Raw genomic sequence first — 12,861 nt, 5'->3', positions numbered from 1 at the left:
AACAACGATGAGCACCACTGCAGCAAAGACCCCAGATAGCGGGCACGTGCGTTCCGCGCGCGTTGCCTTCACCTTTGAGAACCTCAAACAAAGGTTATTACCGGTTGCGGCGCCCTCCGGTGCATTGATGTGGATTGTTCCGCTGGTAATGACAGTTATCGGTGGTCTGCTGCGCTTTGTGCACCTGGCGCATCCAAATATGTTGATCTTTGACGAGACTTACTACGTCAAAGACGCTTATTCGCTCTTGCACTTCGGCTACGAAATGGAATGGGTCGACGAATCAAACGACCAATTCGTTGCCGGCGATCCGCAGCTGAAGGATACCGCCTCCTTCGTGGTGCACCCGCCACTGGGCAAATGGCTCATCGCTTTCGGCATGATGCTCTTTGGCGAGTTCGACGGTTTCGGCTGGCGTTTTGCTGCAGCCCTGTTCGGTACGCTCGCGGTTCTGCTGACTACTCTGTGCGCCCGCCTGCTCTTCGGGTCGCATCTGCTGGCGGGTATCGCAGGCCTTTTGATCGCCATCGACGGCCATTCAATCGTCATGTCGCGCACCGCGTTGCTGGATATCTTCTTGATGTTCTTCGTCTTGGCCGCCTTCTATGCGCTGCTCAAGGATCGGATTCACGGACGAATTCAGCTCGCCAAAAAACTCTCGGTGCCCGCCGGGAACAGACCCAACGAGTTCCTGCTCATCTTCGGCCCCGTGCTCTGGTGGCGTCCCTGGCGGCTCATCGCAGCGATCATGCTCGGCTGCGCAGTTGGCATCAAATGGTCCGCGCTGACCTTCGTTGCGGTGTTCTGCCTGATGGCGGTGCTCTGGGACTTCGGCGCGCGGCGCACCGTTGGAATTCAGCGGTGGCAGTCGGCCGCCTTCATGCGTGACGGCGTCTATTCGTTTTTCACCATGATTCCGGTGGTGTTCCTGACTTACCTTGCCACGTGGACCGGCTGGCTCAGCACCGCCGGCGGACGCTATCGGCAATGGGCCCTAGAGAATCCCGGCGAGGGGGTCTCCTGGCTGCCCGAGACCTTGCGCAGCCTGTGGCACTATCACCAGGCCAGCTACAACTTCCATACCGGGCTGGATTCGGAACACGGCTGGGCTTCGTCCCCGTGGACCTGGCTCTTCTCCGGGCGCCCGGTACTGATGTACTTCGAAGGCTACGACAACGGGCAGAACGGTTGCACGCTGGATCGCTGCACCGAAGTGATCATGGACATGCCTAACCCGGTGATGTGGTGGGCCTGCACGTTGAGCATGATCTTGCTGGTGTTCTGGTGGCTTGGCGCGCGCGATTGGCGTGCCGGAGCCCTGCTTTCAAGCGTTGCCGCGGGGTTCCTTCCTTGGCTGATGTACCCCGAGCGCACCATGTTCTTCTTCTACACGTTGCCCTTGGTCCCGTTCATGGTTCTCGCATTGACCTATATGATTGGCAGGTTCATCCCCCGCGAACCGCGCTCCGATGTGGCCTACCGGTCAAGGGTTGTTGTCGTGGCCCTCTTCGTAGCGCTGCTCCTTGTGGTCTCGGCATTTTTCTGGTCCGTATGGTCCGGAGAACTGACCTCGGATGCGTACTATCGCATGCACGTGTGGATCCCTAGCTGGGGATAAGCTCCCGTGCGCAGGGTCCCGCTGCACCGTGAGTTGCGCCACCTGACCTCGAACGATTTCAAAGGATTTCCATGCACGAACTGCACGTCGAGCTCCTGCACGACCTCGACCCCCAGGTAAACGCAACCACCCTGCTGCTGGACCGGGTGGCTTCCTCGCCAAACGACACCTTGTTCATGGTCCAACGCCCCTCCGGGTGGCGAGACGTCAGCGCCCAGGATTTCCTACGTGATGTGAAGCGACTAGCCTCCCGGCTGATCCACGACGGATTGCAACCCGGCGACCGGGTCGCCATCGTCTCGCGTACCCGCTATGAGTGGGCGCTGGCCGAAGAGGCCATCTGGTTCGCCGGCGGAATTTCAATACCTATCTATGAGACGTCAAGTCCCTTCCAAATCGAATGGATCTTGCGCGATTCCGGCGCACGGGTCGTCTTCGCCGAGGACCACGAGTTACGCGCCAACGTTCGCCGGGCCGCGGCCCAGCTCGGAGAATCCGTTGCCATTCACCTTTTTGAGGGATCGCATACCGCGGATCCGGAGGCGATTCCCGCTGCGGGCCTGCAGCAGATTCTGGTCGACGAAGCACAGATCGCCGAAAAGGAAATCAGCATCGCCTGCTCGAGCCTGAACTTGGAAGCCACGGCCACCCTCGTCTATACCTCGGGTACTACCGGACGGCCCAAGGGCTGCAACATCACCCACGCGAACTTCGCTTTGGTCGCCTACAACCTCGCCGAGCACATGGCCGAGGTGCTGGGTGAACGCCGCCGCACATTGATGTTCCTGCCGCTGGCGCACGTTTTGGCCCGTGCGGTCCAACAAGTCTGCATTCACGGTGGAGCAATCATTGCTCATAGCAACTCGACGGCAACGTTGATGGAGGACCTGAACTCCGTCAAGCCAGGGTTTCTGCTGGCAGTGCCCCGGGTATTCGAGAAGATCCACACCACAGCGCTGAATAAGGCGGAACAGTCCGGCCAGGCAGACCTGTTCCACAGCGCGGAGCTGACCGCCATTGAGGTCTCCAAGATCCGGGATGCGAAATCCCGTGGCGAAAAGGTGCGGATGCCACTGTCATTACGAGCCCGTCACCTATTTTTCGATAAGGTACTTTATCCGAAGCTCCGCGCGGTCTTCGGTGGACAGTGCGGTTACGCGATCTCCGGGGCCAGCGCCCTTAACCAGGATCTGGCGCATTTCTTCCGCGGCGCCGGCATCCAGCTGGTCGAAGGCTACGGACTTACCGAAACCACTGCACCTGCCACGGTGAATCAGGCTCATAACAATCGAGTGGGGACCGTGGGCCGCCCGCTTCCCGGCACCAGCGTCAGGATAGCTGGTGACGGAGAAATCCTTGTCAAAGGCATCGGTGTATTCGCCGGATACCACCACAACAACGAAGCCAGTGCTGGGGCATTCACCGAAGACGGGTACTTCAAATCCGGCGATACCGGGCGCCTTGATGAGGCCGGTTATCTATTGGTCACCGGGCGCAAGAAGGAACTGATCGTCACAGCCGGGGGCAAAAACGTCTCACCCGGTCCGTTGGAGGAGATGGTCCGGGCCGGCCGGATAGTGGACCAATGCGTAGTGGTCGGTGAGAACAAACCGTTTATCGCGGCTTTGGTCACGCTAGATGCCGAAGAGCTGACGTTGTGGTCCAAGGCCCGCGATGTGGGCCAGCTGACGCTTGGCGAGGCGGCGCTGCACGACAAGGTGCGCACCGAGGTGCAAAGTTATATTGACGCAGCAAACCAGACTGTTTCTCAGGCAGAATCGATTCGCAAATTTGTGGTTCTTCCTGCCGAGTTCACCGAGGCTTCCGGACATTTGACTAGCTCGCTAAAGCTTAAACGCCAGCAGGTCCTGGATGATTTTGTCTCCGAAACCGAAGAGCTATACCGTCGCTGACTTGCTTTTTAACAATAAAACCTCGGGATCCGTACTGCCCGGTTCCCGAGGTTTAGCTGTTCCGGGGCGCTTTGCCACGTGTAGTTGTTTAGCTATTCAATCCGTAAACTCGCGCTTCTTGACGTAGGCGTGAGCTTTCGCGGCGGCGCCCGGTTGGCCAGCAGGTAATGAGCGCAACAACCGCGGAGACAACCACCAACACCCCGATGGCAAGCGCGGAATCGACCCAGAACTGCTCGGGGTATAGACGGATCAGGGTATCGCTGAGGTTGAAAGTCCAGGTGCCTTCGGCGAAGAACAATTGGTGGAAACCGGAGAAGAACGTGTTCCACCCGGTAATGGCGATGACCGCGATTCCGGCAATTAGCACCAGGGTCAAGATTGCCCCGGAGAAGAGCGCTCGGCGCACTCCGCCGGAGTAACGGTTGGCCAGGTAGACGATGAAGATTATGGCCAATACCGCTAGCACGGCCCCGATGACATAGCCCAAACCGATCAGGTTTTTCACGTCAAGCATGTGCTGCACCTCTTGGGCGGTGAACATACTGGAGCCAGTCGGAAGTTTCAATCCAGATAAAAATTCCGGGCCAGCGAAGTTATTCAGGTAGTCCACCCCGTAGCTGCCATAGGTTAGGCGTTCCGGATCGGTGAAGCCGAACTGGTCGCTGGGGAACCCTGGCCGGGCGTAGGCCAGCGCCAAGAACGCTGGGGTGGCGACCAGACGAATCGCGGCGATCAGCGTCAATACCGGGAAGATGAGTGCAAGCAGCACCTGTGCGGTGCGGGCCAGCGGCGGCTTGGAATTTAATGCGCGTTCGCGAGCCACACGGCGTTTGACCGCTGCCTCGGATGGCTCCGACTCCGGAGCGTAGTTCCCAAAGACACGCGAACGCGCCTGGGCAACTGCGGCGGACGTAGTCTCTGGGTTGTCTTTATTTGGTGCAGCGCTGACCGGTGGCACCGTCTGTTTGGCTTCGTTGAGCGGCGCATCAGATTTGGCAGGTACCTCGGCTTTTGTGGAGGCCTTCGGCTGCTGCTGTTCCGCGTCGAGTTCATGCGGAAGTTTAATCGCTCGAATGATGTCCTCTACCGGCTCGTCGGTTTTCGGCTTGGCTGCACTCGTAGCTGGCTTGCTCACTGCTGGCTTAGCTGCGGCCGATTTGGCTGCTGCTGCCGGCTTGGCTGCTGTTGCCGGCTTGGCTGCTGCTGGTTTGGATGCTGCCGGCTTAGTCGCCACAGGTTTGGCTGGCGCAGGATTCGCGACGGGTTTGGTAGCTGCTGGCTTGGCCGTCGCAGGCGTCGTGGCCGGCTGCACCGTGGTTGGATTCGCTGCGGGCTTGGTATCTGAAGTTTCAGGAGCTGCCGGCTTCGCCTCGGCAGGCTTGGATGCTGCTGCTTTGGCCCCTGATGGGTTCAAGAACGCTGCTTTCGCAGCGGCCGCCGCCTTTGCAGCACGAGCGTCCTGCTGAGCTTTGGCTTGTTTTTTATGCTCCTCAAGGCGTGCCGACAATTCGTCGGCTCGCTGGCTGAGCGTGGCCTTGGTGACCGACTCGTTCGATTCAGCATTGGTGGCCGCGATGGGCGTGTCCGGGCCTTCTGGGCCCTTACCACCGGGGGTGTTCTTCGCCGCCTCAGCCATGAGGAGTCCTCCTGCAAATCGCGCGATCTCTGACCATCATAAATAGACGAAACCTGCACAACAGGCCCCGCGGTTTCAGCTTATCCAGCCGACCGCGCCAATCCGCGCATTACCACACCTAAATTAGGACCGTGGTGCGGGAAACGGTAAAGCCAGCCATTCCCATCCGATTAGTAGGAATGCGGAACTGTCGACTGCGGCGCACCCCACGGTGCAGCGGGAGGCTAGATCCCGCGCGAAGCTAAATAACCTCGGTGGCAATTCTTAGATTTCTTCGGCCTCCGGCGGAAGCACTGCCAACCGTGGACGAGAATCGAAACGGGTGCCGCGCACCTCACGGGGTGCAGGTGTTTCGACAGAGTGCTTGGGTTTACGCTCTTCACGCACGGCATTCATCAGTGCGTGCAATTCATCTTCGTTTTCAATGACCTCTGGCAGGGCGCCGCGCAGCAGGTTCCACCCGCTGGGCACCGTGAGCCGGTTGGCGTGCCGGGCGCACAGGTCATAGCAATGCGGCTCGGGGTACTGCGCCAATGGCCCGAGTACGGCGGTCGAATCGGCGTAGTTGTAGGTGAGGGTTGCGCGGGCCGATTCACGGCACGCGGGGCGAGAGCAAAGACGAAGACTTTCCACGGCTTCCAGTCTACTCGTGCTAGCCGTCCTAGCCCGGTAATCTGGCCCGAACGGCCACGTTCGCTCGCGCAAACGTTTACTGTGGAGCCATGGAGCATAATCCCCAGAGTCCGCAGCAGCGCTCGCGCCGCAACCGTCATGGACGCGGACGGCGTGGTCCGTTGATGCCAATGCACCTGCCCGCCTTCCGCACGCGACCAGAACGCTTTGATGACGCGGTGATGGCCAGCGCCCAACGATTAGGCGAACGCTGGGGCCAAAAACTCGCGATCATCGATTTTCGCATCGTCCCGGTACCCGGCGACAAGGTCATGACTCAGGCCGCGGCCGCCGGAGACCGCATGCCGCTGTCCTCTGCTCGACCGGCAACGGCTAAGCGCCGTGCCCGGATTTCCATTTATCGGCTGCCTTTGGAGCAAGCTAGTCATAGCCACACGGAATTAGTCGACCTCGTACACCAGTGTGTGGTGCACGAGGTCGCTAATTTGTGGATGCTTTCGCCCCACGAAGTTGATCCCGAATATTTCCCGGAAAACCCGGATTTTTAGTCCTGCTAGCCGCCGACGTTGACGACGATACCGTCACGTCCGACATTGGCTTGAGGCATGGCAGCCCAGGCCAGCGAACGATCCGACCCGAAGATCAACTGGCCAATATAGGCGTTTGCATCTGCAGAGAAGATCACGGCTTGGGCTTCTTCGGTGATTTCCTTCGGTTTGAACACCATGTTCTGCCCGGTCTTCACCTCGAGTTTGGTCGGCTTTGAAAGCTTCCCATCCTTGTCGACCACAACTGCTTCGACAGAGGCATCGGCCGATGGCGCGGCAATGCTGAATTCACCGGTGCCGTTCGCTGAAATAGGCGCAACCTGCTTTCCCGCCAGTGGCATGGAGCTGGCGGCCCAGGCGTTGTCCGAGGAATCCTTGGGATCCGCGCCGCGCACCATGCGCACACTGCTGGTCACCGGAGCATCAGCTTCCACGACTACGGTGTAAGCGCCCGCTTCGAGACCGTTGAGGTCGATGACGCTAGTTGCGTCGGAGGCTACCGCGAGGTTCGAGCCAAGATCCGCCTTGACTTCGCCCTCGGCACCCAAGATCTTCACCTTGAAACCTGCACCCTGCGCACCTGTGGCCGAAACATGAAGCTGCGGCACCAGTTTCTTGTCATCTTTGCTTAGTTCGTTTCGGTCATTCTTGTTGCCAAGCCAAACGCCCGGAATCACCTGCGTATTGGCTGCCGAAGCATTTGCAGCCACTAGGTCTACCCCGGAAGGTGTCAGGCCGCGCAACGCTGCCTGTTGAACTGATGCGGTGATCTTTCCGCCGAGACTGGTGATATCGGCGGACACCGAATCCAAATTCTGGGCGTAGCCGCCAAGCACCAACGCTCGCGAGGATCCCGGCGCAAGCACGACATTCTGCAGCGTTGAGGTGTCGATCAGACCCTCCGGACCGCGCAGATCGATAGAGACCTGGGCGGTGGTGTGGGTCGGGTTCGACAGGTGAAGCACGCTGGTCGCACCGGTATTCGTCATCAGCCCGGTGAAGCGCCAGCTGGAGGCTGGAGCCTGGCAGGTCGCCGCGGCCAGTCCCGCGAGATCTCCATCCTTGGCCAAGAAACTGCGCATGGCGCTACCCCAGGAAGGTAGTTCGCCCAAGGGTTGCAGGGAGAAGACTTGCGCCTTGTCTCGGCCGTTGGTGGTGTTTACCTTTCCAACACGACCGGTCAACCCCTCGTCATCCGCACCCAGAGACTGCGCCGCTTCAGCATCCGGAATGCGTTCGCTGAGCTGGGCCGGATCTGAACTGCCCAGGTCCCGGAGTGTGGCACCGGGAATTCGTTTACCCAAGTCTGAGACCAGGGCTGTGCGAATATTGCTTGAGATTTGTTTTGCACCGGCGGCGAACTGTGGATCGGTACCGTCCACGCCCTTGAGAAGTTGCGGAGTTCCGGTACAGACGGACTGGGCATCGCCGGCCGGAAGACTGGTCACCGCCGCGGGGAGCGCCGTATTGGACGGTTGCGGTGCAAGCACCGAAGCCGCGGCGACCACGCCACCGGCGGCAATGATGGCCACCAGGCTGAGCAGCACGGCGCCCGCACGACGACGCACCGGAGCAGCTTCCTGATCCTTACGTGCCGCCTTATTTGCGTCGTCTAGTTTGCGTCGGCGTCGACTCGCAATCGGATCTGCGGGCGCCGAGGCCTCGCTGTTTTCCGCGGCGCCTGCGATAACCGGCTGTGCTAGGGCTGCAGCCATCTTCTCGTCCTTGGCTTCCGGCTCAGCCTTGTTCTCCGGCTCCGCCTGACGCTTTGGCTCCGGCTTAGCTAGCGGCTGGGCCTTTGCCCGGTCCTTGGCTTCGGCCTTTGCGGTGGCTTTGGCCTCGGCCGCTGCTTTCGCCTCGGCTTTCGCAGTAGCCTTCGCCGTTGCCTTGGCCTCTGCCTTGGCTTCCTTCTCGGCTTTGGCCTCGGCACGCAATTCGGACTTGCTCTTTATTGGCCGCTCGCTTGCCGAAGGCCGCACAGTCGGAGCCGATTCCGGCTTCGTCGCAGCCACCGGTTGCGGCGCTGGCTTAGCCGGCTCGGCAGAGGAGCCGGTGTCCGCTGTGACCGGTTTGGCAGCGGGCTTGCCACTGCCGTCCGCGGAGGCATTGCCGGCTACCGGTGATCCTTGATCCTTAGATGGTTCCGCAGCGTGCGCGGGGTGACCGGCATGCTCGTTTTTTGCATCGTCCACGGCTGGCTCGTCGCTGCCATCCGCGGAGGCATTGCCGGCTACCGGTGATCCTTGATCCTTGCGTGGTTCCGCAGCGTGCGCAGGGTGACCGGCATGCTCGTTTTTTGCGTCATCCGAAGCGGGCTTCTTCTCATCACTCACTACTTTTTCTCCTGCTCGGTGTCGGTGTCCGAAATACGGTCACCGAGCTTCGGGGCCAAGGTGTCACGGATCTCGTGCGTCCGTTCGCGAGCCTCTCGACGGCTCAACGGTGTTGAGCTCGTCTCGGGTTCCGGTTCGAAAGCTGGTTCTGCCGGCTCGCTGGCCACTTCGTCTTGCCCGTCGTCCGATTCCTCGACTGCGCGGAAACGATATTCGCTATTTCGGTAGCTAGCGAGGCGACGGGTACTGGGTACCGGGATCGCTAGCAATACCGCGATAAGCAATACGACGCTACCGAGGATCAGCGTGGGCAATGCCAATGGTTCGAAGTGGGTCAGCGTCAGCTTGCCGCCTTCGGCCGGCACTTCATAGGCCTGCGCCCAGCGGGTATCCGAATCCCGGGGGTAAGCTACCGCACGCAACGGCGCGCCATCGATAGTGGCACGCAGTTTTGGATCCTGCGCGGTCGCCAACACAAGAGTGCGCGGTCCGTCGGCTGCGGGTATCTCAGTATCCTGAATTCGCCCGCGATTGGTGGCCAGTACCTGCACCCGGTCCGACTTGTCGATCAAGCGCGCAAATCCTGCGCCCGCATTTGGCGTGGAGCTTTCATAATTGACGCGCCACAGCCATCCGTTGTCGGTCTGCCCCACGGAGGCCAGGCCGGTCGCAGCATCCAGCACACGCACGGTGGCCGAGACTGATTCACCGGTCTCGTTGAGCACTACAAACCCAACACCCAGGTCTCGCAAGGCTTCGCGGGAGTCGAGTGCTGATTCAGACAAAAGCATTGCCACGGCTTCCCGCTGCACGCTTCCCGTGGCCGAAGCCTCGTTTCGTGCCGGATTCAGCAGCGATCCGCTCAGTTGCGACACCTGCGAAGAACGGCTGATGGCGTCAAGCGTTTCGCCGGCCCCGGTCAGCAGCTGGCTGTCGATCTCGCCCGAAGCCCGTGGGGTCAGCACCAAGGTGCGCTCTGCGGATTCCGCGCGGCCGGCGTCCGCCGCGGTGGCCGGAATCGTCCGTTCCTGCGAGGGCGACACCCGCTGGGCGGCGTTCAGCGCGGTCATGGCGCCATCTGGATTCTGCGAATTCAGTTGCGCGCCGAGTGCCACCGAACCGGCGGCCAACACGCTAATCACGCTCAGCGTTGCCATCAGGCTCAAAACTGCCCGATTCGCCGGACGGCGAAGTGTGCGTGGCTGCTCCTCATGGCGTAATGCTGCCAGCGCGTTGGCGGCGGCGGCGAGCATCGCGAAGACCGCGAAGGAAACAAATGGCGCGGTGTATGCGCTGACCGTCCTGGACGAGTCCAGGGAGACCGAAATGAAACCGATTCCCCAGCCGGCCACCAAGGACAGGGCTGCGGCCCAGACGAGTTTGCGGGAATTTCGACGCATGGTGGAGTCCAGGCTAAAGGATGACCCGAGTGCGCCCAGTACCGCCAAAATCACCACAGGTGCGCCCACAAGAGCCCCTGCGACCAATGCCCACGGTCCGGCAGGCAGTATTCCCCAACCAAGCGGGGTGAGCATTGCGTCAAAGGCCTCGGGGAAGCCCAAAAGCATCTGCCACAGCGGCGCCGGGTTGAATGCCAGCGGTGCACCAGGTTCGGTTAACAGCAGCCGTGGGTTGCCCAGTGCTTCGAAAAGCAAGGGCAAGTTCCACACCACTGCAGGAAGCGGAACCCACCACAGCGTGCGCGCCCGGCGCGGAGCCGAAAGCGCCAAAACGTAGATCAGCACCACAAGTGCCAAGAAGAAAGGCATTGAGCCGGTAGAAATTACCCACAGGATCAGTGCCGCGCAGGCCGAAGCGGTCCAGGCCGAAGTCTTTTTGGATTGCGCGCTTGTTGCCGGTTTGCCCTCCGGGCGCACGTGCGCGTTGAGCGCACGAAGCATGGCCAGGAAGAACAACGGCAGTAGGACGTGGATAAGTACCGAGCCCACCCGGCCGCTGGCCAGGGCCGAAATAAGGGCAGGCTGCAAAGCCCAGATCACCGCGGCGAAGAAACGTACCGCACGCGAACGGCTCACTACGCCCACGCCCCACCAAGCGGTGAGAGCCGCCAACGGCATGGCCGCCAGGAACAAGATCACCGAAGCCTGGTTCGCGTGGTTGAAGCTGAGCACCGAAAGCAGCCAGTACATGATGTCTGTGTTATCTGGAGCAGCGCTGAAGCCGGTGCCCGCGTTCTGCCACCACGAGGTGGCGTTGGCTCCGATCTCATTCAGCGTGCGCGACAGCGGACGCATGGAACCGCCGCTCAGGGCGTTGGCACCGATCAGTGAACGCCAGGCGATCAGCGAGGCCGCGGTCGTGATGAGCAATGCGAGAATCAGCGACAGCACCGCAGTGGTCCGCGGCGGCCGAGCAATTCGGACAAAGTCCGAGAAGTTCTCGCCGCTTGGCTCCACCATGCCCTCTGCGCCGGAGCCGTCGCCGTAGACCTGCGAGTCATCCGTGCTGTTTGACAAGTTTCGCCGGTACTCGCGCACGGCGCTATTCGAAGTCATCAGCTTGCGTACCTGGCCGCGCGGCACCTTGCGGATTTGCTTGATCCCACGGCGCGAGGACACCAACTTCACCGGCGAGAACAAGCCGCGCAGGGTCGAGCCCAAATGGCTGAACCCATGGCCCGGATCCTTGGCTAAAAGAGCCAAAAGGAAGTGCCCGATGCCGCCCAAAAGGAGGCCTAGCCAAAGAAATGGGAGTCCCAAGGTCGGTGCGAACTTCAGCCGCTGAAAGACCTCAGAGCGTCGTGCTTCGCCCGGTCCAGCCAGCGAGTCGACCACGTCGACCTGATGGTAGACCTTCGCGGAGGGAACGACCACCACACGGTGTCCGGCTAAGCGGTTGCGCCAGCATAGATCCACGTCGTCGCCGCGGCCTGGCAGCGCCGGATCGAAACCGCCTAATTCTTCAAAGACGTCGCGGCGGATGAACATTCCTGCCGAGGATACGGCGAAGTAGTCGCTTCGGCCGTCGTACTGACCCTGGTCGACTTCGTCGATATCGATCATCGTCAGGCGCTGCGCCTTGCGGTCCACGCTGAGCCCGACTTCGGCCAAGCGGCGAGGATTGTCAATGTCCAGGATCTTGCAACCTGCAATGGTCACGGACTCGGAGGCTTCGACCGTACGCGTCAGTTGTTCTAGCGCGTCGGGAGCCGGCATCGAATCGTCGTGGATGATCCACAGCCACTCGTCGCGATCTGCACGAGCTTCGGGCAATGAATCAACCGCTTCTTGAACGGAAAGTCCCAATGACCCAGCCGGGGCCGCGAGCAGGGTCGCGTTGGAAGGAAGATTTGCTTTTAATACCTGCCGGGAAGCGTCTTGGGACGACGCATCGACCCCGAGGTACCGTTCGATCGGCCGTGACTGGTTTCGCAGTGCGGCTAAAGTTCGGGGTAAAAAGTCAGCGCCATCGTGCGCGGCAACGATGGCGGTGACATGAATTGGCGGTCGAATTAGATTGCTCGTTTCCGTAGTCGGCGGCGTTCGCGCTCGGAGAGCCCTCCCCAAATGCCGAAGCGCTCGTCGTTGCTCAGCGCGTATTCCAAACATTCTGAACGTACAACACAGGCACCGCAGACACGCTTAGCGTCGCGGGTCGAACCGCCCTTTTCTGGGAAAAATGCTTCGGGGTCGGTCTGCGCGCACAATGCGCGGGCCTGCCAACCGAGCTCGCCTTCGTCGACTTCCCCGCCGACGCCGAGCCAAACGGCCTTGATGCTTTCGCGAACCTGTTCGTCTTCATCCAGCTCCGGAGCCCACGACCCTGCGGTCGATCCGCCTTCGGTTTCCGCTGGCGCATGCTCCCGTAGGAAGTCTTCTGCGGCGTTCTCCAGATCAGCGGCAACCGCAACGCGTGCGGAGTCACCAGCTTGTGGATCGACAAACCAGTCCGATGGTGCACCCTCAACCCCGTATTGGGCGGACGCTACAGCCGATGTCGAAAAATCGGAGTACCCCTGCTCCAGCTTCGTCATGTTGATGTTGGCCTTTCGATTGGTTTGAGAAGATCGAGCCATCCTTGCTCCCGATCCATACGTCTCTATTTATTCCATCGAAATAGTGAAACGATGGACGAGCCGAACTCACCATCTAATTACAGCCGTGTAACTCGGTCATAGTCAAGCGGGGAGGATATTCTATGGAGAGTTCTCAGGAAA

8 protein-coding genes are annotated in these 12,861 nt (G+C 60.7%); 3 read left to right on the top strand and 5 right to left on the bottom strand.

Annotation, left to right across the window (positions count from 1 at the left end):
• Nucleotides 1-7: 7 nt before the first annotated feature.
• A complete protein-coding gene (locus ACT3UA_RS05895) occupies nt 8-1,618 on the top strand; it encodes a dolichyl-phosphate-mannose--protein mannosyltransferase (protein WP_096287671.1) in 1,611 nt (536 codons plus the stop codon).
• Nucleotides 1,619-1,689: 71 nt separating this feature from the next.
• Nucleotides 1,690-3,531, top strand: a complete 1,842-nt coding sequence (locus ACT3UA_RS05890) for an AMP-dependent synthetase/ligase (protein WP_444615679.1) — start codon at nt 1,690-1,692, stop codon at nt 3,529-3,531.
• 88 nt (nt 3,532-3,619) lie between these two features.
• On the opposite strand, the gene ACT3UA_RS05885 is transcribed toward ACT3UA_RS05890, so the two are convergent.
• Nucleotides 3,620-5,170 (bottom strand): TIGR01906 family membrane protein, encoded by a 1,551-nt coding sequence (locus ACT3UA_RS05885; protein WP_096287675.1) that lies wholly within the window; start codon nt 5,168-5,170, stop codon nt 3,620-3,622.
• Between the two features lie 264 nt (nt 5,171-5,434).
• On the bottom strand, nt 5,435-5,803 hold the full coding sequence (locus ACT3UA_RS05880) for a DUF3499 domain-containing protein (RefSeq protein ID WP_096287677.1): 369 nt from the start codon (nt 5,801-5,803) through the stop codon (nt 5,435-5,437).
• 89 nt (nt 5,804-5,892) lie between these two features.
• Here ACT3UA_RS05880 and ACT3UA_RS05875 point away from each other — a divergent pair, with 89 nt between their 5' ends.
• Nucleotides 5,893-6,351, top strand: a complete 459-nt coding sequence (locus tag ACT3UA_RS05875; RefSeq protein WP_096287679.1) for a metallopeptidase family protein — start codon at nt 5,893-5,895, stop codon at nt 6,349-6,351.
• 5 nt (nt 6,352-6,356) lie between these two features.
• Here the strand turns inward: ACT3UA_RS05875 and ACT3UA_RS05870 are convergent, their stop codons facing one another.
• The 3 genes from ACT3UA_RS05870 to ACT3UA_RS05860 are packed head-to-tail and all read right to left on the bottom strand — an operon-like array spanning nt 6,357 to nt 12,678.
• Nucleotides 6,357-8,684 carry a DUF5719 family protein gene (locus tag ACT3UA_RS05870; RefSeq protein ID WP_096287681.1) on the bottom strand — a complete coding sequence of 776 codons (2,328 nt, stop codon included), beginning with the start codon at nt 8,682-8,684 and terminating at the stop codon, nt 6,357-6,359.
• Complete coding sequence (locus ACT3UA_RS05865) at nt 8,684-12,253, bottom strand: glycosyltransferase (protein ID WP_096287683.1); 3,570 nt, start codon at nt 12,251-12,253, stop codon at nt 8,684-8,686. The genes ACT3UA_RS05870 and ACT3UA_RS05865 overlap by 1 nt, the downstream gene beginning before the upstream one ends.
• Nucleotides 12,157-12,678, bottom strand: coding sequence for a WhiB family transcriptional regulator (locus ACT3UA_RS05860; protein ID WP_096287805.1), 522 nt, complete (start codon nt 12,676-12,678; stop codon nt 12,157-12,159). The genes ACT3UA_RS05865 and ACT3UA_RS05860 overlap by 97 nt, the downstream gene beginning before the upstream one ends.
• Between the last annotated feature and the right edge of the window lie 183 nt (nt 12,679-12,861).

The sequence above is a fragment of the Glutamicibacter sp. 363 genome (assembly GCF_052379505.1).
GTDB lineage: Bacteria > Actinomycetota > Actinomycetes > Actinomycetales > Micrococcaceae > Glutamicibacter.
Note: the sequence above shows the minus strand (reverse complement) of the source record. Positions and strands in the feature narration are given on the sequence as shown.

What these genes read in the sequence shown, in the direction of transcription:
- ACT3UA_RS05895 (WP_096287671.1), top strand. Translation starts at nt 8, where the DNA reads ATGAGCACCACTGCAGCAAAGACCCCAGATAGCGGGCACGTGCGTTCC.
- ACT3UA_RS05890 (WP_444615679.1), top strand. Translation starts at nt 1,690, where the DNA reads ATGCACGAACTGCACGTCGAGCTCCTGCACGACCTCGACCCCCAGGTA.
- ACT3UA_RS05885 (WP_096287675.1), bottom strand. Translation starts at nt 5,170, where the DNA reads ATGGCTGAGGCGGCGAAGAACACCCCCGGTGGTAAGGGCCCAGAAGGC.
- ACT3UA_RS05875 (WP_096287679.1), top strand. Translation starts at nt 5,893, where the DNA reads ATGGAGCATAATCCCCAGAGTCCGCAGCAGCGCTCGCGCCGCAACCGT.
- ACT3UA_RS05865 (WP_096287683.1), bottom strand. Translation starts at nt 12,253, where the DNA reads ATGTTTGGAATACGCGCTGAGCAACGACGAGCGCTTCGGCATTTGGGG.
- ACT3UA_RS05860 (WP_096287805.1), bottom strand. Translation starts at nt 12,678, where the DNA reads ATGACGAAGCTGGAGCAGGGGTACTCCGATTTTTCGACATCGGCTGTA.